This window comes from Phytoactinopolyspora limicola (assembly GCF_011320225.1).
GTDB classification, from domain to species: Bacteria; Actinomycetota; Actinomycetes; order Jiangellales; family Jiangellaceae; genus Phytoactinopolyspora; species Phytoactinopolyspora limicola.
Genome location: NZ_JAAOEN010000007.1, coordinates 83,590 through 103,286 on the forward strand (window position 1 = coordinate 83,590; position 19,697 = coordinate 103,286).

Consider the following 19,697-nt stretch of genomic DNA (forward strand, 5'->3'; position numbering starts at 1 on the left):
GTTCCATCGTGCGTTCATAAGTCCTCAGCGATCCGCACCGTCGCCTCGCCTCGTCCCGTTACGGAGGAGATGCCGATGATCGACAGCCATACTGTCGGCTCGGTGGTGTGGGTGGTCACTGTGATCGCGTCACCGCGTATGGCGACTGTTCCGTGAACGCCAGCTTGCTTAAGGTAGCTGCGCGCGGCGGCGGTTGCCGCTGGGCGATCAAGTCCCGTGTCGCCGAGCAGATCATTGCCGGTGATGTGTTGCCCAGCAGCGCGTGCGGCTTCGGCGGCCGCGTTGTCGGCACGTTGCATGGCTCGCACCTTCAGGCCGCCGTCGTGGACAAGGCCGATGAGCGCGATCAGCGCGATGGCGAGAACGGTAAGCGCAAGGCTGACCGAGCCGCGTTCTGCGGACCGTGTTCGTGTTTGTCTGGTCATGGTGGTCACCGCTGCCGGTAGGTGTCGATGGGGCTGGTACCGGTCGAGGTGGCTACCCGTTCGGTGATGCCGGGGATCGGTAGGTCCATGACCCGGATCGGGCAGGTAATGGTGACCGCGACAGTAGCGTGCTGACCAGCCGGACGGTGGAATCCCGACGTGTCCACGTCCATCCCCAGGGCCAGGCAGTCGATCCCCTGGTCGGTTAACGACATCTGCCCGGTGACGTGCGCTTCGGTGACCGCTTCTGAAGGCGTGCGCGCGATGGAGGCTGCCCGAGCTGCGTCGTTGGCTGCCTGTTCAACCGCCCCAGCCGTCGTGGTGACTCGACCGGCCAGTGCGATCACGGCGATGACCAGGAGCACCCCAGGAATCCAAACGGCCCATTCCAGGGCGACCGATCCCCGCTCCGCGCGCAACGGCTGAAGTCGTCGGCGGCTCATCGCGTCGTCCACCCCTTCAAGGGAGCCGTTGAACTCTGCCTGACCTGTGGGCCGGACAAGCCGGGGACGAGGGATGGGGCGCGACCAGTCACCGTCACTGTTGTCGTCGTTGCGTCGTCGCTTTGTGTGACGCTCTTGACCGTCATCACCGATGTCCCGCCGGCGTCGGCGATAAACGACGCAGCGCGGGCCGCCCCGTCGCCTCGGGACTCGGCCGACGCCGCGCGAGCGCCTTCCTGGGCTGCGCCTAACGCCACGTTACGGGCGTGGAACCACAGCGCTCCCTGCATGACAGCCACAAGCGCGAGAATGACCGTGGGCCAGATGATCACTGATTCCAGAGCGATCGCACCGCGTTCCCGCCGTCGAAAGGTCATGGCCGTTTACGGTTGGATCTCTGCGGAACGGCTAGTGATCACGCCGCCAATCCATAGGGCCGCCGCCACCACGATGGGGAAGAGGATGGCTGCGACGATCACGTATTCGAGCGCGGACGCGCCCTTCTCTCGTTGTGTGGTCGCCATCCGGTCGCTTATGCGTGCGCCGATTTCAGCGATCCGGGTTGTGACGGTCAAGATGAAGTCGGTCATGAAGATCGTCCCCTCGGTGCGGTGTTTAGTGATGTCGGTTGTTGGCGTACCTCTCGTGTCGGTGTTTCGGGGCTATTGGATGGCGAGCGCCATCGGGGTAGCGATGATGAGCAGAAATACGATCGAGGTCACCGCAACGGGGGCCGTCGCGCGTTCGGTACGGACACCGGCTTGAGCCTTGTCGTGAGCCAGCAACTCGGCCCGCATGTCTTGGGCACGCGCACGCAGGTTGCCGTAGACGGTTGCGCCCTCGACACCGGCGAGTTTCATGACGTCACCGACCTTGACCAGTTCGGGCAGGCGAAGCTCCTCCCCGACGTGTCGAAGCGCCTCCCACGCTGGTGTGCCGCGGTATCTAGCACGTGCAAGTTCGTCTCGCAGCCTGCGAAATACCCATGAATCGCCCACGCTCGCCGCGTGTTCGAGCGCTTGGACAGGACCGGCGCCGCCCGCGCGTTCAAGCGCGACGAGATCGACGAAACAGGTCATCGCCCGCGCGAACTCTGCTCTGGCACGGTTGGCCTGGTTCGCCACCATGACATACGGGATGAGGGAAAGTCCGGCCGCGGCGGCAAGGCTGAACACTGCGGGTACGACGACGGGCGGTGTCCAGCCCACCACGGACGCCGCCAGCGCGGCCGCAGTCGGGGACGCCAAGCCCAGCATCGCCAGAATGGCGCGTTCCCCGAGGAACCGGCTCACGCTCATTCCCAACAGGGATAAATCGCGATGTGGTATGCGCATCAGCGTTGACGACCACCCCCGTCTCAACAAGGCGCCGCCGAGGCGTTCGGGTATCGAGACGCCAGCGCTCCTTGCCAGCGGCGCGATCCGGTGTGTGTTGGTCAGCTTGGTCGCGGTGTGGACGGGATGCGGATACCTCGGTCGCATTTCCCGGACAACTATGAGCGCTCCGAGCCCGGCCACGAGGCCGGCAGCGATGGTCATCTGAGTCATCACGAAGGTCCACCCCCGACGGCCTGGCGAGCGTCCAGATCGAGGATGCGAGTCTGCCGCGGCGTGCGGGTGATGCTTCGCAACCACATCAAGCAGCCGACGTACAGGCTGAGGTACACCGCAAGGACGGCTTGGCCCAACGTGCTGCCGTACGGCTCGGAGTACGGGGTCATGAAGAGGAACGCCAGGCCGCAGACAGTGATGAGCGTGATCACGCGTACATTGGCGCGTGGCTTGGCTTGTTCGGCGGCCACGTTGCGTCGCATGCGTACGTCGTCGGCGACGGTGTCCGCCAACCCGGTCAGAACCTTGGCCAACTGGGCGCCACGTCGTTGTGCGCCGAGGATAAGCGCGGACGCGATGAGATCGCCGGTCGCGTCGTCGATGTCGTCTGCCCACGCACGAAGTGCGTCGGGAGTCTCCCAGCGGGCCTGAATCCGGGCTACCAGCCGCCCAACCTCGGTTCGGATGGGTGGCGGAACCGTGGCCAGGCTCGTTCGGATGGCTTGCTCGATGCCAATGCCCGCACCGATCACGCCTGCAAGATCACGCGTCCATGCGCTCATTGCCTCAAGGCGGGCGATCTGCTGTTTGTCCGCAGAAGTCTGCAGTAGCACCGGCAAGCCGACGATCGCTGCTGGGACCGCAGGGACGGCAAGGAGCCAGCCGGTCAGCAACCAGATCAATACACCGGCGCCGCATCCCGCCCCGAGCAGGGCTCGTCGGCGACGCTGGGCAGGTGTTTGGCCGCGCGCCGCCCGCAATCGTCGATGCAGGCGGTCCCGACCACGTGCAACGTCGCTCTCAGGCACCGGAACGAGCCCGGCAACAATCAGCCACAAGCCGCCCAAGGCCGTGACAGCGAGAAGCGCAGCTACCGGTGGGTTCATGGCCATTCCTGGGAAGGCCGGTAGCCATGATCAGCCAGTTCACCGATCCAGGGCGGCGGTGTGCCGGGCATGGCCACACCGTTCGGGCCAGCGGTGAACACATCGGTGACGGCTGGCATGCCCCGCTCGCCGGGTTCCAGTGCGATGACCTCGTCCACGTAGCGGCGTTGCTTGACCTGCCCATCGCCGCCACGGCTGGCGCGGAGCTTGATATGCACGATCAGGTCGACATGGTGTGCCAACAGCCGATATGCCAGCACGTCGGTTATGTGTGGACCAGCTTCCAGAAGGCAGGTGGCAAGCCGCTCAATGGCGTCTCGGGCATTGCGAGCGTGAATGGTGGACAGCGAACCCGCCCCGGCTTGAGCCACCTTGAGCATGGGCAATGCCTCAGGCCCGCGGATCTCGCCCACCAGCATCCGGTCAAGATTCAGCCTCAGCGCAGCCTCGAGGAGGTCGTCCAGGGTGACCTCGCCAACCGGACGTCCGTCCGGCCCCTGCTCACCACTTCCCGGCCGCGCGGCCAACGCGATCGGGCGGCGGATGCTGGAGGAACGCAGCTCATCGAGATGGAGCTCGTGCTCGGTCTCGAAGGTGGCGATCTTTTCACCCGGATCAATCACTTGAGTGAGTGCTCGCAGCAGGGTGGTTTTGCCTGTGTTCGGTTCCCCCGCGACCAAGATGCTCCGCCGCGCCTGCACTGCGGCGCAAAGGAATGCAGCGAGCTCCGGGGTCAACGTGTGATATTCGCCGACGAGCTCGTCAATGGTGACGTTGATCAACCGGTGCCGCCGGATGTTGATCACGGTCTGGGTAGCGAGCCATCCGATTGCTGCCAGCCGGTGCCCGCCGTGCAGATTCAGATGCAGGATCGGACTGTTCTCGGTGAATGTCCGTTCCGTCGTGCCGCCGTGGCTGGCGAGATTCGCCACCATCTCGCGCAGTTCTTCTTCACTGTCGGCAACCGGCGGGAGCTCCTCCACTCGCCCGTACTGGTCCAGGGTGACGACCTTCTCGCAACCGAATACCTCGATGTTCTCCAGTTCCGGATCGTCAACCAAGGGCTGCAATCTGCCCAGTCCGAGCAGCGCGTCGAAGATCGCCTTCTCCATTGCGGCCTGGCTGTCAGGGGTGATGCTCTGATCCCCTGCCTGGTAGGCGGCACGGACGTGTTCGTCCAGTAGCTCACTGACAATCTGCCGGGCCACATTGCGCCGATGCTCTTCGCTCACACCGTCGCTGTCGCGCAGCCGATCCGCGAGCCGGTCTGCCGCGACCCGGCGGAAGCTTCGGATCTGTGCCCAATCGGGATCGCTGCCCTGCGCGGCGTTTGCCCGCTTGCTCGAGTCTGGTGGTCGCGTCCGAGAGCCATTGACGTGGCCGGAACCGACACCATTGCCGAGTGATGAGACCAGATCACGTGCGCCGGGCCCGGCCGTCCCGTGCCCGGTGGCCGCATGCCGCAAGATCGGCAGGTCAGTGATGTCGGTACCCGGCGTCGTCGTCATGGCCGGCCGCCTCGCCCGTTGAGCACGTACTCGCGTCGTTGGGCGACATTGTTCAGCTCGCTGATCGCCGATCGGACGCTTCGCATCAGCGGCGACTTCTCAAAACGAGTCCGGCTGGTGATTTCCTTGCCGCCGGATAGCCGATCCGCATTGACCGGATCCCAGGCAACCGTGGCCCACACAGGTAGGCCGGTGGCCCGGGCCACGTCTTTCGATGAATGCGGCTGACCCTCGCCGACAACGATCGCACCTACCCGGTCGTTGGCCACGTCGGCGTCACCACGGAGTTCAGCCGCGTTCGCCGCTAAAGACACGATGTGGTCGAGCTTGCTCCGCGTGACCACCGCGCACAACGTCGCCCGATCGACCAGCGCCTTCGGCGCCTCGCGCATACCGACCCGTCCGGCGTCGATCACAACGTCGATCCCGTGGCTGGGCAAGGTGACGAGAAGAGCCGCCAGCTCCTCCCAGAAATCCTTCGTCAGGGTCGCGCGTTGCGCGGAATTCGCCAGCCCTGGTAGCACCAGCCGGTCTGAATCGAGTGGCAACTCTCGTGTGACACCGCGCAGGGTGGAAAGGTTCAGAGCATTGTTCCGGGCCGCTACGGCGAGATCGACCATATTCGGTGCCGGCTCGGCCTCACCTCGTAGGTGACCTGCATTAATGCTCGAGCTACCCGAGACATCGCCCTCCACGAGCAGCGCAGGCCGCGGCCACGCGAGCGTCAACGCAAGTGCCAGCGTCGTCACACCCGGGGCGCCACGTGTTGACGTCAAGGCCAGAACCGTCACAACCCGTCACCGCCGTCCTCCAGCGAGTCCAAGACGATTCCGACACGACCGGTAGCAACCCGCGCGACAAGATCACCGGCCACGTTGCTACGAACCAGAACATTGACGACGATGTGGCCGGTCGTGGCTTCGCTCGTGACACTCACAACCGACGCGGCGATCGAGTCCGGCGTCGTGTCCGGCGGGTCATCTCCCGCATTCGGTGTATCGAAGATCCGCACTCGTGAGCCGGGAGTAATTGGCTCAGTTGGCAGCTGCGCCTCTGTGACGGCAACCCCGACAACTGTTTCACCCGCCGCTGGCAGCATCTGAGTCGTCACGGACCCGTCAGTGAGCAGGCTCCCCCGCGACAGGTCAGCCGCGGCGCGTTGACCGACGATCTCAGGAATGCGCGAGGCGGGAATCGGCGCCAAGGCCGGATCCGGCATCGCTGAAGCGGTGGTCAAGTCATGTTCGCTGATGACATGACCCCTCGGCACATCCGCCATCATCGCGATCACCTCGACCGCGTCGCTGGCCCGTTCGGCGAGCACATAAGCACCACCACCGCCCAAGGCCAGAAGCGCCACGCCCAGCCCAATGAGTCCTCGCCGTCGCGAGTACCGCACTCGTGCAGCCGTTCCGCGCTCACGAACATCCAGGAAGGCGGCGTGGCCGTTGGGTGCCGAACCGACGCCTTGATCACCTACATCATGCGCGGCCGTCCGGGGCGTCACGCTTGGCTCGCCCGCACAAGAGGGACGAATCCGCAGATGCGATCCACCCACCGGCTCATCATGTATCTCCCCTCAGCCGCCTGGCGCCCCTCCCTGAGCGCCAGACACCTGGTCAATGACCCGTTGAAAGATCGTGTTCTTCCAACTGTCATGACACTTAAATGATCTTGCACAGCCTGCCGCGATTCCGCAAGGGGCCAATTGGGACCGCAACGCCTGCTCAGCCGACGTCGCGCGGCGCTCCAGGACCATGTCCATCACGACGCCTCCGGCGGCGCTCCGTTGGCATTGGCCGCCAAACGAACGTCGGCGGCAACGAACCGCCGGCTTACCGGCGGCTCGGCGAAATGGGACTCGCCATCTCTTACGGCTTGCAGCCACCGCCGGCCCGTAGAAGGCGATACCCCATAGCGTTCAGCCACCATCGCTCCAGTCACCGCACGACCCGCATCGCGTTCCCTTTGCAACCAGACGCCCAGGTCTTCCAGGGTGGGCCGCACTCGCCGCGTCTCACTCGTCCGCAGGTGAGAGCGTGGAACGGCGTCCGTCCCGCCGGACCAGTCCGGAAGGTCATCGCGTACGACGCCGTGATCCTCCCCGCCACCAGGGACCCCATCGCCCACATCGACGGCTCGCCACGCCTGCCGGTCTCCGCGCAGGCCCCGGCGCGGCTCGGCCGCAGGAGCAAGCAACACAACGAGCATGTGCGATGCACACAGCAGCGCCGCCGGCGGGACGGCGCTGACCAGCGTCGCCACCAAGAGCGAGACCCGTGACAGGTCAGCGTGCGACGCCGCATGCAGGGCGTTGCCCGCAACGCTCACGGATGCCGCCATCGCAAGCGTCACCCAGGGATACCACGCGATACGCCACCCACGAGGCCGCAGCAATACCGCGGCGACCGTGGCCACGCAAATGAAACCGTCCACCACCAACGGCCAGATCCACGCCAAGCGCTCCTCAATTCCGGAAGCAACGGCCAGGTCCCTGAGGGCATCAAATGACAAGCTGAACGCTGCCACACCAAGAGTGACTACGGCGATGGACAGCGCGACGAGCACATTCCGCCGGATCGCCTCAGAGTCCCGCCGTAGCCTTCCAAACGATGTGGCCGGCGCCGTGCTGCGCACAAACCCGCTCCCTCCAGACGTAGCAACCCCTACATCCGGTCAGGGAGACGCCCCACCACGCACACCGGGTGTGTCAGATACACCGCTCATCGGACAGACCCTGACTCGGGAACCCCTGCCAGAGCCGAACTCGCGGTCGGCGACCTTGGGTATGCTCGCCGCAGCATGATGCTGACAGGATCTGTCGGTACCAACCGGCCGACGAGCCCTGAGTTGAGGCCTCGAACGGACGCTAGCTTTCCGACCCGTACCGCCCACATTTCTATCGCGAACAGGGAGTCGTAGCCGTGAGCATTCATGACTCGGACGATATTGTCGCGCCCACGAGCGGCGCGATCGTCAGAGTCCGGCGCGTTGATCTAGATGCCAGTCGCATCTATATCGACCGTCTTCCGGATGGTCAGGGTTGGTTGTGGCATCCGACGCTCGCCAACTCGGAACCTGGCGACGTCTACTACATCCCAAAGAGCACAGCATCGGAGGAGCTCGAGAAGCTTCCATACGATTACTGGCCGAACCAGGGCAGAGACATCGCGACGGTCCTAGAGATCAGCGATGACCGGAAGACTGCAATCCTTGAGGTCAACGGCAAGATGACAGCCGTTCCTCAACGCATCGAACCACCGTTCGAGTCCGGTCAAACCGTCTCTTTCAGCTCCGAAGGCGAACCGGGAGCCGTACTCACCTCAAAGCCTATTGACCGACATGGGCTACACCGCGAGTCTCCCGGGCTCGACCCGTCAATCATGCTCGTCGAACCACGCGACATCGACGTTCAACTGTCTGACTTCGGTGGCTCCGCGGACCTAGTCGGCCGAGCACTCGACCTCGTTCGCGTAGCACTCGACCCTCGGCAACTGATGGACCGCATCGGGGTGAAACCCGTGAAAGGCATCCTGTTCAGTGGCCCCTCCGGCACAGGCAAGACCCATCTCGCTCGCGCGCTCAGCCGCGAAGCCGGCGCCAAGTTCTACCTCATCGATGGCCCCGAGATCATCAACAAATGGGTCGGAGAAAGCGAACAGCGCCTACGAGACCTCTTCGAGCACGCAGCAGCGAATGCCCCCGCGATGCTCTTCTTCGACGAACTCGACAGCATCGTCTCCAGGCGAGGCGCCGATGCACCCGAGTATGTCACGCGCTTCGTTGGCCAGTTTCTGACGGTGCTCGACGGTTTTGACTCCAGCAAGGGCGTACTGGTCATCGCAGCAACGAACCTCCCTGGCGCGCTCGACACGGCGCTCTTGCGCCCCGGCAGACTCAGCTTCAAGGTCGAGTTCAACGGCCGCCCCGACAGCGAAGACCGACTCGCCATCCTCGACGCTTCCTCACGTCGAGTCCGCGGAGCCGGCAACGCAGATTTGAAGGCCCTTGTCGACGAGACCGAAGGGTGGACGGCCGCAGAAATGTCGATGATCTGGACCGAAGCCGGTGTCCTAGCCGCGCTCGACGGGCGAGAGAGCCTCAACGCAGAAGATATCCGAGAGGGCCAGGCGCGCGCGAGACTCAATCGCGAAACCACCCTCAGGCAGGAAGGCCGCGTGTGAGGCTGAGACAGCGATGGCGACGGAAGCGCACCTGGGAACAACGACGACGCGAGTTCGTCTATCTCGATGAAGTCAGCGTCACCAGCCTCGTTGCCGCTCGGCACGGGTCGATCGCCGAGACGTTCAAGAACACCCACAGCGAGACCGCAGGCATAGAGGCAGGGAGCCAGCTCTCTACCCCGCTCACACCTGGGCTGAGTCTCAACTCCCGGACCACGTCCTCTAAGACGACCACTCAAGAGGTGGTGCGACGCGCTGTCGTACAAGGGACCTTCCGTAGCCTGCGAATCACCGACTCAGACCTGAAGCTCTCAATCGAAGATCAGCAGCCCCAGAAGCGGCCCCGGCAAGCCAAGACGGAGGCTGAACTGGTCCGAGCCCTGGAGAAGCTCACCAAGCAGCGACGCGCAGTCCGAGTAAGTGACCTCAAGCGCGGAGACGTCGTTGAACTGCGTGTCGAACTGAGCGCCGACCGCACCTACCAGTTCACGGCCGCGGCCACGTCGATGCTCGACATGATCAAGGGCCGATCCTCCGTGTTCGGAATCAGTGAGTTCCAACTCGCTGAGATTGCACCCATGCTCGACTTGCTTCCCAAGATGCTTGTAGACCTCGTACCAATCAACGCCAACGTCACCAGCCACGTCCAACTTGACCTGGAGAACGAGTCCTGGCTCATCGACACCACGATGATTGCACCAGAAAGTCCCCTGGTCACCCTATCCGAACCGATCTCAGTTGCCGGAGTAACCGAACTACCCCTCTACTGGAAGGACGCCCGCCGGGTTCTCTTCGACCGGTCTGAGTACATCGTCTACGCGCGCCTCGCCAGATCTGGTCTCGACACGGCCTGGTCACCGGTCAAGATTGCGGACGTATTCGACTCCATCTCCAAAGACATCGGCGACCAGATCAGGCAACTCCCCCTCGCGTTCGAAGGCGTGCACAAGGCAGGGGTCGAAGTACTAGCAACCCCGATCCCCGATGTGCTGAAGACCCACGGTCTCATCCCCTTCGGACAAATACTCGCCCGAGCCACCGGCCGCGAACTCGACGACAGCGCCCTGGAGCAGGCCGCACATGAAGCAGCACAGGGCGTCGCGGACATTGAGAAGCTCGGCGATGTGCGCGTCACTCGTGCCGCGTTCGACCGGGTCGTCGCAGCCGTGGAGTCGAGCGCGCCGCTCGTCCTAGCGCCCATCGACAGGGACCTAGTGGCCGAACTACGCGAACCCTTCCAGAACCTCGCCCGAGTACTGGCCGCACTCCCTGTGGTCGAAGCAGCAGCGGTAGAGAACTCCGCAGAAGACGACTCAAAACAGCAACTTCTCGAGGTCGAGTTCGTAGCGATCTACTGGTGACGCCGCGCTGCGAACGCAACCTGTGATCACTCGCCTTTTTGTAAGGGCCATCGGCTTTACTTGGGGTTGCAATACGGGACTCGTCGATGATTGTTGTATGGATGGAGCGTAGACAAGCCCGGACGCAAGGCGGCGGAATGGTACACTCGTAGACACCGGAAAGCTAATCTGACGACCGTCCGTGCGCGACCATGACTCACGGGAACGCCGTCGGCTATCGGACGAGTTCGAGAAATCTCGACGGGTTCGAGGCTCGGCTCCCATACCTGGTCATACGCGACTGCGGTCGGGTCAACAGAAGAGAGCGCCGGGCTCGGCTTATCGCGACATAAAACGTCCGGAGCTCCGCCGTTAGTTTCTCGGTGGAAGTGGCTCTGAAGTCAGGCAGCTGACCGTCATTCAGGCCGACGACAGCAACAGCCCGGAACTCACGGCCCTGCGATTTGTGAATCGTTAGGAGTCGTACGCCGGGAGCCAATTCGTCCCCTCGCTGCTGCTTGGCGCAGAACAGCTTGAAGTTTCCCCATGTGACGGCAACACGGTCGACTTCGGCATCAAAGCGGGACCATGCCTCGTCAAGGAGGGCCAGGTCGGATTCCCAAGCTGCCGACTCGTCTGGGGTGCTCGTCTCCGGAAGTTCGACATCTGCGAGCGTCCGAGTGAAATCCTCAACTCGATCGACTTCGGCCAACGGAGCCAACGCTGCGATCGCAGGGTCTTCATGTGCTCGCAGTACGGATGCCAGGGCGTCGAGTGTCGAGGCCTGATCCTCGGAGACGTTCAACAGGCGCCCGAGCTGCCAGTGGGTTGACCGGTGATCGGCAGATGTCCGGAGAGAGACGATCTCCATCGCGATGCGGCCCGGTACGCTTGAGAGCCAATCGCCTGTGGTGCTCGCCGACACAAACTCGACGCCTCGCCCGCTCAGCGCTGTGCTGACAAACCGAAGCGCACCGCCCGACCGTGCAAGGATCGCGATCTGCTCAGGCTCGATTGCCGCCGTTTCATCCGGAGCGAGTTTCGACGGATTGAGGCCACCGGACAAAAGGCCTTCGACCCATCCCGCAACCAAGTCAGCCTCGGCTGCCTCATCGGGTGCCTCGCGAAAAGCCACTTCGCCCTCAGCAGCGTATTCCCCGGCAGGGTTCGGATGACCAAGTTGAGCGGCGATCGCCTCTGTTGTTCGTCCGATCGCCGTTGCCGAACGGAAGTTGGCCGTCAGATCGAATCTCCTTGCTCCGAACTCTGCGGCGAACTTGAGCATCAGCGTCGGATCGGCGCCCGCGAAGCTCACGATCGACTGTTTGTCATCGCCAACCAGCATCGTCGGGATGGTCAACTCGCCCTCCGACCCAGATATGAGGCCGACCAGCAATCCGTATTGCGCCGCGGTCAGATTCTGGGCCTCGTCAACAATCACCTGCTCGTAGACGCGGGCGACCTGACGCTTTACTGACTTCACTTCGAGGAGTCGCTCCGCAGCGGAGAGCAGTCCTGGGTAGTCCAACGCCCCCGCGTTCTCAAGAGCCTGCTCCCACTCCTCCAGAAACTCACACGTCGTACAGGTGGACCGAGCCAGGTCCAAGGCTCGAAGTGTGTCGACCGTGTCTTCGGGAGCGTCGATGCCGTTGTCGTCCAGCCACCGGTTCAGCAGTTCAGCACGGTCCTCGTCGCGCACGAGCAACTCTGGCTCAGCAGGAAGACCGATGTTGGTCCCGTGCTGCCGCAGCAACGAATGAGCAAAGCCGTGAATCGTTTCCGTGTCGACTCTGCGAGAAGCACTGCCCAGACGTGTCCTGAGGCGATGCCGTAGCTCTGTAGCGGCTTTGACGGTGTACGTCACCGTCAGAACTCGACTGTGCGACTCCGCCTGGCCCTCAAGCAGTCGCTCGACGCGTCTTGCCACGACCTCTGTTTTTCCGCTTCCAGCACTCGCCACAACGATGACGGCCGCATCCTCACTAGCGATGGCGGCAGCCTGTTCTGGACTCGGAATGATCTCGTTCAAGGTCGGCTCTGCCATCTCACAACTCCGCGACCAGGCGACGAACGAGCGTTTGAAGCGACTCCGGCCAGTCAGAAACTGACGGGTAGCCCTCAATCAACCTGCTCGCAAAGGCCGCACCGCCGCTGCCCTTCAGGCCCTTCATCGCAGCGAGGACCGAGTCAGACGTGCCCACCGTCACGTCGATGTCCGCACATGTCTTGCGGCAGAGTTCCTCGTCGAAGTTAACAAGCATGTGCTCGAACCCTCCGACTAGTGGCTCGCCGGATTCGTCAACGCCGACAGCCCAGACGACCTTGTTCATGTCGCTTCCACCGTGGTTCTCGATCAGACTCTTCACCGCCTTTTGACCCGCGTCGTCTGAGTCTGCGAAAAGGAACCAAGGCATCTCGATCATGTTCGCAAACTTTGCGGCCGCTTGAGCGAGCGTGCCGTTCATGCTCTCGGGATCGATGACACAAATTCCATGTGCCTTGTCTCTCAGGGCATGCCGGAGAATCACCGGAAGAAATGCTCGTTCGCTTGCACCGTCACCGATGACGAGCGCGTTTGCGAAGAGCAGCTCTCCGAAGGGCCGTTCCACCAACCGACGCAACTTCTCCATCTCAGCTTGGTGCGTGCTGGGTCTGAACGCTCGGTGCGTCGCTGCCGCGTCGGTGTCAGCCGGACCCAGGTCGACTACGCGCAGAACTGGCCGTCCACCAGGCAGGATCCGGATGCACATAGGATCGACTACTGTAACCAGTTGTGAGGAATGGGTGCTCACAACCTTCTGACCCTGAAGGCCGCTCAGCAAGCCCGCGAGATCTAGACTGGCTTGTGGGTGAAGATGTGCTTCGGGTTCCTCAATTAGGGTAATGGGGTGAGGTCTAATTCGCGGCCCATCATTTCCGAGCCGACGTTCGTAGAGAACGCCTTGAACCTGCAACGACGCGAGGCTCCGCGAGCCGGCGCCGTGAAGTCGAATGGGCATTGCCCCGGTGCCGCTGTTCAAGTCGATTGAGATCGACCGCGCGAGCTCCTCAAGCCTGATCGGAAGCGGATTCAAGTCAGGCGATCCCATGCTGCCAATCAGGCGGTTCAACTGCCCGAGCGCCTCGGCAATCGAAGCCAGGGTTTGACTCCCCGTCACGATCTCTTGACCCAACGCCGACAGCTGGGCTTCGAGCGACTCGCGGTCGCCGTCCCTGACCTCGAGGTCGCTCAGCACCTTCCGAATGCTCGACCCACGTCTCCCGAGCTCCTCCATAAGGTCTCGTCCGGTGTTAACTAGATCAACTGCGAAAGCTTGACGGTGATCCCGTGAAAGGGAGGACGGATTTCTTTGCTCTACCCAACCGCCCGTACTTGCATTGAAGGTCAGGAAGAACGCTTCAGACCGAGCTCCAGTCCCCTCCGAGGAACGCCGAATACGAGTACGCCAAGCGATGCGCTCCCGGAACGGCTCCTCCCTGATCGTCTGGCTCATGCCAGCGAACCTTCGACCGATCGCATCGTCGAACGTGTCCTCTTTTGAATCCGAACGAGGCGGCGTAGGTGCAACGACGACGTCAATCTCGGGCTCTGAGCTGTTACCGATCGTGAAGTCGTCTACATCGGCCGGACGGCCCCCGAACGCAACCTGGATCGCGCTCAGGATGCGCGACTTGCCGACGTTGTTGCGCCCCACCAGGAGAGTCAGGTCTGGTTCCAACTCAACGGAACATTCAGCAACGCCTCGGAAGTTGCGAATGGTCACACGCTCGACGTAGACCGACGCAAACTCGCGCGACCGTTCAGTGGGCTGTTGCGTCATGACTCGAACCTACCGCCTTAAGGCTCCGAGGTCCTGTTGACACGGTCTTCCCGCGGGTGTGAGTACGAGAACAGTCCCGATAACCGAGAATGCCCCCGCCAGCATGTGTCCTGTCGACGGCTCGAGGCGCCCCCACCCGACTGAACGAGGCAATTGTCCACCCCAAACGTCCGGGCCCACTAAAGCGCATGTATCTCTGGGCGGACTGACACGATGCCGCCACGTCATAGCCACACCGCACCAGCTTTCGCCGCGCTCTCGTAGCCGCCCGCATATGGCTAACAATCCTGCGACGACGAACGAGGAACCAGAAGCGATGCTTCGGCACAGCGCATTCCGCTCTGTCGGGTCCAGGATGACGAGAAGCAAGTGGCCGTCCTTTGCCGATCCTACCGATCTCGGACACTTCTGGCATTCCGGCCCCTGATCCGTTCGGCAGCCGTTCGTTTGTGCGGCGGTCACCTACTCCCTTTCAGCAGAAGCACGTTGGTCTGGCCCGCGTCGACGACGTGATACAGGGAGGCTTCGGTGGCCATTGCAAGGATCGCAATTCTGCGCTGGTGCGCCCTCTGTAGTTCGCTCCGGCTCCACGAAGAACTAACAGGCAAGGCCGCTCGTCCACTACCGGATCGACGCATCCTCGTCTGTGACCAGTGCGGTTTTGTCACCACACCACCGCGATGAGAACTGCGGACACGACAGCACTCGAAGAGCCTGGTCACCAACGGGTACCGATCGGCGCACTCAATGAGAAGCGCTGCCAGAACGGGCACTGTAGGCGCTGGTTCGTCGCGGCCAGCGTCGTACAACGATTCTGCTCATCGAGGTGCCGCACTGCGGCTCGCAGCGATCAGTCCGTCGCTCGCGAGCGACGCTCATGCGAACATTGCGGTGCCGATATCGCCGGTCGGCGCGCAGACGCGCGTTTCTGCTCATCCGTCTGTCGCTCGCGCGCTCACCGGCAACGCGCACGAGCGAGCGATCACCAGACATGCCAACAGTGTGGTATCGACCTGGCCGGGCGGCGCGCCGATGCCAAGTACTGCTCGTCAGCTTGCCGCGCAATGGCGTATCGCTCGCGTACGGACATCGATGGTGCACGCTCATGATGTCGATCAAGGAGCTGCACGCAGGCGACGGATATTCGTATCTACTGCGTGGCGTCGCTGATGGTGAAGGTATCACTGGTGTGGTCTCGCCTATGAGCCGTTACTACGCCGAGTCCGGCCACCCGCCCGGTCGGTGGACCGGCGCAGGCCTTGCCGGCCTCGCCAATGGTGCCGGGCTAGTCGCCGGTGAGCGCGTTACCGAACAGCAGATGGAGCGACTGCTCAAACACGGCACCGACCCCGTCACCGGAGATCCTCTTGGCCGCCGATACAACCAGCCAAGATCGTGGCGTGAGCGAGCCGACGCGCGCGTCCGCGCATTGTCGACGACGCTCACCGACCAGGAGCGTGCTGCACTCACTACCGCAATCGAAGCCGAGGAGCGTGCACGACCAACCCGCCGCCCGGTGGCCGGGTTCGACTGCGTGTTCTCCCCGCCGAAGTCGGTAAGCACGCTCTGGGCGCTCGCTGAACCAGGCGTGCGCGATCAAATCGCTCATGCACACTACGTGGCCATCGACGAAGTCATGCGGGTGATGGAGCGCGATGTCGCGCGCACCCGGATCGGCACTGACGGTGTCGCTCAGGTCGAGACTCGCGGATTAATCGCCACGGCGTTCGATCATTACGATTCCCGCGCTGGCGACCCACAGCTGCACACCCACGTCGTGATCGCCAACCGGGTTCAAGGTCCGGACGGGAAGTGGCGAACGCTGGACTCGCGCGGTTCGTTGTTTCCAGCCGCCGTCGCAATGAGCGAGCTCTACGACACCGTGCTCGCCGACCAGCTCACCGCTCGTCTAGGCGTGAGATGGGAACGACGCGGCACCCCGGCGAAGCCGAAGAACCAGTCTTGGGAGATCGCCGGGGTACCCAACGAACTCATGACGGAGTTTTCTCAGCGGGCTAAAGGCATCGAGGCGGTCACACATGAGCTGATCGCCGCCTACCGCACAACCCACAGCCGGGATCCCGACGACGTCACAATCGTCCGTCTACGTCAACAAGCGACGTACGCCACCCGCCCTGACAAGCAGTTTCGCTCGCTCGCCGAGATGACCGCTGACTGGCGCGCCCGCGCAACCTTCTATGTTGGCTCCGACCCGCAACGCTGGGCCAGGGGCCTGATCGGGCACACCACGGAGGCACCGGCGCCAGCCCTTAGCGAAGACGCCGTCGCACCGCTGATCGATCAGCTCGCCGCAGAAGCGCTCGGTGAGCTTAGTGCCGACCGTTCAACCTGGCGTACCTGGAACGTACGCGCGGCCGCCGCGCGCGCATCTATGCCGCACCGACTGCCCGCCCCCGCCGAACGCGACGCTCTCATCCAAGCGATCACACGACGGGTGACCGAGATATCGGTCAACATCACCCCGCCAGAGCTCGCCTTTACCCCCGAGACATTCCGTCGCAAAGATGGCACGTCGGCGTTCCGACGCACCCACGGCGACATATTCACCACGAGCAGCATCCTCGACGCCGAAGATCGGCTGTTGGCTGCGTCGGAGACGTTAACGGCTACCGTGCTCGACCCGACTACCGTCGAGCATGCGGTCGCGTCGTCATCACCCAGTGGACTCACAACCTCGATAGATCAGGCCACAGCCGTGAGGCAGATCGCGACCAGCGCACGCATGCTCGACGTCCTCGTTGGCGCAGCAGGCAGCGGGAAGACCACCGCTCTGGCCACTCTGAGGTGCGCATGGGAGACCGAACACGGTCCCGGCAGCGTCGTCGGGCTAGCTCCCTCGGCGGCAGCGGCCGAAGTGCTTGGCGAGAGCCTCGGTATACCGACCGAGAACACAGCCAAGTGGCTCTTCGAATCAACCGGAGCCGCTACACAGAATCGCGGCCAGCCCACTGCCGGTCCGTGGTCCTTCCGGGCCGGACAGCTCGTGATCGTCGATGAGGCATCCCTCGCCGGAACCCTGGCGCTTGACATTCTTCGAGCGCAAGCCGAGGCCGCCGGAGCAAAGCTGCTCCTCGTCGGAGACAACGCTCAACTGTCGCCTGTCGAAGCAGGTGGAGCGTTCGGGATGCTCGTGCGCGAACTCGGCGATCGAGTTCCCGAGCTCACGGATATTCGACGCTTCACCCACCCGTGGGAGCGCGACGCCAGCCGCGCGTTGCGCGTAGGTGATACGAACGTCATCGAGACTTACATCGACCATGACAGGGTTCGCGACGGCGACCGCGAACAGGCGATCGATGCCGCCTACAGTGCTTGGCGGGCCGACGAGGCTGCCGGACAGCGGTCGCTCCTCATCGCCACCGACGCAGCGACCGTCCGCGACCTGAACGAACGCGCGCGCACGGACCGCGTCGCTGCTGGTCATGTTGAACGGGATGGCGTCACACTGCACGATGGCACCCGCGCCGGGCAGGGAGACCGGATCGTCACACGGCAGAACATGCGGAGCCTGGCCACCGGGCCACGCTCCTTCGTGAAAAACGGTGACCAGTGGACAGTTCAACAACGCAGAAACGACGGAGCGCTCATCGCCACCAGGCGAACCGGTGGACCGTCAATCGCCCTTCCCCCTGACTACGTCGCCGAACATGTCGAGCTGGCCTACGCCACCACAGCACATCGCGCGCAGGGCAGAACCGTCGATACCGCCCACACCATCATCGACCACACACGATCCACACGCGAAGCTCTATACGTCTCAATGACCCGCGGTGCCAACGCCAACAGCGCATACGTCATCACTGAGCTGACCGACGAAGAAATCCCCGATGGCGACATCCGAACCGCTCGCGACGTCCTCTCCGAGGTGATGAAGCGCAGCGGTGCCGAGCTGTCCGCTCGAGAGACCATCGCCGACCAACAGCGCCAGGCCACAAGCATCGCCCGCCTCGCAGCCGAATACGAGACCATCGCGCGCGAAGCGGCCGCCAGTCATTGGTCCGGCATAATCGACTCTTGTCCACTTCCCCGTTCCCGGGACGTTCCTACGACGTCGCCGTCATACACGCCACTTGTCATCGCGATGCGGCGCGCAGAGAACAGCGGACTGAGTCCCGAACAGCTCCTGCCCCGCCTTGCCACCGCCGAGGAGCTGGAGCACTGCGACGATCCGATCGCCATTCTTCATCACAGGCTTGATCAGGTGACCGAACATGCCGCCTTCACTAGGCCAGGCCTCGATCAGCAACACCTCATCGCCGGGCTTATCCCGGTAGCTGAACATGTATCCGATCCTGCGCTACGCCGCGCACTCGACGAACGAGCCGAACTGATCGAGCACCGCGCCACCGAGCTCGTCCAGCAAGCCATCGCCGACCAGCCGCCGTGGATAACCGAGCTCGGTCCAGTCCCTCATGACCTCACCAAACGTCAGCAATGGCAGCGCCATGTGGCGACTATCGCTGCCTATCGCGAGCTCCATGCCATCAACGGTCCGGCGGCCCTTGGACGCGACCTGTCGTCGGAGGCGATACGACGCCTCGGCCACCGCCGCGCCCGGGCTGCATTCGGCAGCGCACAAAAACTCGCCGCGAATGCTCACGCTGAATTCACTCGCCCACGCGCTCCGAAGGCGTCGACCGAAGCCTGTCGGTCATACCGTCCCTGACATCGCGAATACCCAGCACGCACCGGTCTAGCCTCGTCAAGATCCGGCCTCGTCGTCCCGCACTCTCCAGGATCAGGCCCGACATGACCGCCGGTGAGGCATTGCGCTAGCCGTCACGCCTCAACTCTGTGTGAAGCTCAATGCTGGGGCAGCCAAGAAACACGGCATCATGGGCGACTAGCGGGATCTGCCAACGCATCGCGGTGGCAGCGATCCACAGGTCACCCAAATGCTCCTTCTGATGCAAAGGGTGGCCAAGACGACGGCATTCTGCCCGCAACCTTGCATACGACCACACCGTGTCGTCATCGACGGGCAGTGGCCGACTACGACGAATCAGGCGCTCTAGCTGTTCAAGGCGCTTGCCACCCCATCCGGCGGCTAAGGCGCCATACCGAGCTTCGGCGACGGTCTGCTGAGCGACCGCCAGCCGATTCCCGTAGACATGTTTGCCATACAGATTGATGAGGGGCGACCGTGGTCGAAGCCACGCGGTGAAGACATTCGTATCAAGGAGTACGGTTGCCGCCATCACTCGTGGATCGCTCGAATAAACGCATCCCACTCGTCATCAGTGAGGTCAGCGATCTCGAACGATTCATCTTTCCGGAGAGGCTTAGCGCCAGCCATCACCTCATCCAGGTCAGGTTTTCGCCAGTACGAGGCGCTAGCCTCATCGAGCGCGTCAGGCGCGACTGCTGGTTCAGACATCGCCATCACCTCCTCACCTTCCCTCAAGAGTAACCGACATTCGCCATCAAGCTATTTCCTTGATCGCCAAACGTCGCGTGGCCAGCATCATCGCAGATCAGTGCCCGTCAACAGCGACCTTGCCGAACCCTGGAGCCCTCG

17 protein-coding genes are annotated in these 19,697 nt (G+C 63.2%); 3 read left to right on the forward strand and 14 right to left on the reverse strand.

The features are described 5' to 3' along the window. Positions 1-14 precede the first annotated feature (14 nt). The 10 genes from G8760_RS17475 to G8760_RS17520 form a co-directional block, all read right to left on the reverse strand. Positions 15-425, reverse strand: coding sequence for a pilus assembly protein TadG-related protein (locus G8760_RS17475; protein ID WP_166353833.1), 411 nt, complete (start codon positions 423-425; stop codon positions 15-17). Positions 426-430: 5 nt separating this feature from the next. Further along, positions 431-868: a TadE/TadG family type IV pilus assembly protein gene (locus tag G8760_RS17480; protein WP_166353524.1), complete on the reverse strand. Its 438-nt coding sequence runs from the start codon at positions 866-868 to the stop codon at positions 431-433. After that, on the reverse strand, positions 865-1,245 hold the full coding sequence (locus tag G8760_RS31155; protein ID WP_166353526.1) for a TadE/TadG family type IV pilus assembly protein: 381 nt from the start codon (positions 1,243-1,245) through the stop codon (positions 865-867). Before G8760_RS31155 ends, G8760_RS17480 begins: the two co-directional genes overlap by 4 nt. Positions 1,246-1,251: 6 nt before the next feature. Beyond that, the gene (locus G8760_RS17490) at positions 1,252-1,458 is read right to left on the reverse strand and encodes a hypothetical protein (RefSeq protein ID WP_166353528.1); all 207 of its coding nucleotides are present in this window, start codon (positions 1,456-1,458) and stop codon (positions 1,252-1,254) included. Positions 1,459-1,530: 72 nt separating this feature from the next. Further along, positions 1,531-2,166 carry a type II secretion system F family protein gene (locus G8760_RS17495; RefSeq protein WP_166353530.1) on the reverse strand — a complete coding sequence of 212 codons (636 nt, stop codon included), beginning with the start codon at positions 2,164-2,166 and terminating at the stop codon, positions 1,531-1,533. 248 nt (positions 2,167-2,414) lie between these two features. After that, on the reverse strand, positions 2,415-3,305 hold the full coding sequence (locus tag G8760_RS17500) for a type II secretion system F family protein (RefSeq protein ID WP_166353532.1): 891 nt from the start codon (positions 3,303-3,305) through the stop codon (positions 2,415-2,417). Next, positions 3,302-4,813: a TadA family conjugal transfer-associated ATPase gene (locus G8760_RS17505; protein ID WP_166353534.1), complete on the reverse strand. Its 1,512-nt coding sequence runs from the start codon at positions 4,811-4,813 to the stop codon at positions 3,302-3,304. The genes G8760_RS17500 and G8760_RS17505 overlap by 4 nt, the downstream gene beginning before the upstream one ends. Further along, the gene (locus tag G8760_RS17510; RefSeq protein ID WP_166353536.1) at positions 4,810-5,604 is read right to left on the reverse strand and encodes a hypothetical protein; all 795 of its coding nucleotides are present in this window, start codon (positions 5,602-5,604) and stop codon (positions 4,810-4,812) included. The genes G8760_RS17505 and G8760_RS17510 overlap by 4 nt, the downstream gene beginning before the upstream one ends. Further along, positions 5,601-6,173, reverse strand: a complete 573-nt coding sequence (locus G8760_RS17515) for an SAF domain-containing protein (RefSeq protein ID WP_166353538.1) — start codon at positions 6,171-6,173, stop codon at positions 5,601-5,603. The genes G8760_RS17510 and G8760_RS17515 overlap by 4 nt, the downstream gene beginning before the upstream one ends. Positions 6,174-6,577: 404 nt before the next feature. Then, a complete protein-coding gene (locus G8760_RS17520; protein WP_166353540.1) occupies positions 6,578-7,450 on the reverse strand; it encodes a DUF2637 domain-containing protein in 873 nt (290 codons plus the stop codon). A 287-nt stretch (positions 7,451-7,737) separates the two neighbouring features. Here G8760_RS17520 and G8760_RS17525 point away from each other — a divergent pair, with 287 nt between their 5' ends. Both G8760_RS17525 and G8760_RS17530 read left to right on the forward strand, forming a co-directional pair. Beyond that, entirely contained in the window at positions 7,738-8,997 is a 1,260-nt protein-coding gene (locus tag G8760_RS17525) for an ATP-binding protein (protein WP_166353542.1), read from the forward strand. After that, the gene (locus G8760_RS17530; protein ID WP_166353544.1) at positions 8,994-10,358 is read left to right on the forward strand and encodes a DUF6414 family protein; all 1,365 of its coding nucleotides are present in this window, start codon (positions 8,994-8,996) and stop codon (positions 10,356-10,358) included. Before G8760_RS17525 ends, G8760_RS17530 begins: the two co-directional genes overlap by 4 nt. A gap of 214 nt (positions 10,359-10,572) precedes the next feature. Here the strand turns inward: G8760_RS17530 and G8760_RS17535 are convergent, their stop codons facing one another. Both G8760_RS17535 and G8760_RS17540 read right to left on the reverse strand, forming a co-directional pair. Beyond that, positions 10,573-12,381, reverse strand: a complete 1,809-nt coding sequence (locus G8760_RS17535) for an ATP-dependent helicase (RefSeq protein ID WP_166353546.1) — start codon at positions 12,379-12,381, stop codon at positions 10,573-10,575. A 1-nt stretch (position 12,382) separates the two neighbouring features. Next, positions 12,383-14,158, reverse strand: coding sequence for an AAA family ATPase (locus G8760_RS17540; RefSeq protein ID WP_166353548.1), 1,776 nt, complete (start codon positions 14,156-14,158; stop codon positions 12,383-12,385). Positions 14,159-15,263: 1,105 nt separating this feature from the next. Here G8760_RS17540 and mobF point away from each other — a divergent pair. Beyond that, on the forward strand, positions 15,264-18,845 hold the full coding sequence (gene mobF, locus G8760_RS17545; protein WP_166353550.1) for a MobF family relaxase: 3,582 nt from the start codon (positions 15,264-15,266) through the stop codon (positions 18,843-18,845). 106 nt (positions 18,846-18,951) lie between these two features. On the opposite strand, the gene G8760_RS31160 is transcribed toward mobF, so the two are convergent. Then, positions 18,952-19,377: a PIN domain-containing protein gene (locus tag G8760_RS31160; protein ID WP_166353552.1), complete on the reverse strand. Its 426-nt coding sequence runs from the start codon at positions 19,375-19,377 to the stop codon at positions 18,952-18,954. Then, positions 19,377-19,556 carry a hypothetical protein gene (locus tag G8760_RS17555; protein WP_166353555.1) on the reverse strand — a complete coding sequence of 60 codons (180 nt, stop codon included), beginning with the start codon at positions 19,554-19,556 and terminating at the stop codon, positions 19,377-19,379. Before G8760_RS17555 ends, G8760_RS31160 begins: the two co-directional genes overlap by 1 nt. Between the last annotated feature and the right edge of the window lie 141 nt (positions 19,557-19,697).

What these genes read in the sequence shown, in the direction of transcription:
- G8760_RS17475 (WP_166353833.1), bottom strand. Translation starts at nt 425, where the DNA reads ATGACCAGACAAACACGAACACGGTCCGCAGAACGCGGCTCGGTCAGC.
- G8760_RS17480 (WP_166353524.1), bottom strand. Translation starts at nt 868, where the DNA reads ATGAGCCGCCGACGACTTCAGCCGTTGCGCGCGGAGCGGGGATCGGTC.
- G8760_RS31155 (WP_166353526.1), bottom strand. Translation starts at nt 1,245, where the DNA reads ATGACCTTTCGACGGCGGGAACGCGGTGCGATCGCTCTGGAATCAGTG.
- G8760_RS17490 (WP_166353528.1), bottom strand. Translation starts at nt 1,458, where the DNA reads ATGACCGACTTCATCTTGACCGTCACAACCCGGATCGCTGAAATCGGC.
- G8760_RS17495 (WP_166353530.1), bottom strand. Translation starts at nt 2,166, where the DNA reads ATGAGCGTGAGCCGGTTCCTCGGGGAACGCGCCATTCTGGCGATGCTG.
- G8760_RS17500 (WP_166353532.1), bottom strand. Translation starts at nt 3,305, where the DNA reads ATGAACCCACCGGTAGCTGCGCTTCTCGCTGTCACGGCCTTGGGCGGC.
- G8760_RS17505 (WP_166353534.1), bottom strand. Translation starts at nt 4,813, where the DNA reads ATGACGACGACGCCGGGTACCGACATCACTGACCTGCCGATCTTGCGG.
- G8760_RS17535 (WP_166353546.1), bottom strand. Translation starts at nt 12,381, where the DNA reads ATGGCAGAGCCGACCTTGAACGAGATCATTCCGAGTCCAGAACAGGCT.
- G8760_RS17540 (WP_166353548.1), bottom strand. Translation starts at nt 14,158, where the DNA reads ATGACGCAACAGCCCACTGAACGGTCGCGCGAGTTTGCGTCGGTCTAC.
- mobF (WP_166353550.1), top strand. Translation starts at nt 15,264, where the DNA reads ATGATGTCGATCAAGGAGCTGCACGCAGGCGACGGATATTCGTATCTA.
- G8760_RS31160 (WP_166353552.1), bottom strand. Translation starts at nt 19,377, where the DNA reads ATGGCGGCAACCGTACTCCTTGATACGAATGTCTTCACCGCGTGGCTT.
- G8760_RS17555 (WP_166353555.1), bottom strand. Translation starts at nt 19,556, where the DNA reads ATGTCTGAACCAGCAGTCGCGCCTGACGCGCTCGATGAGGCTAGCGCC.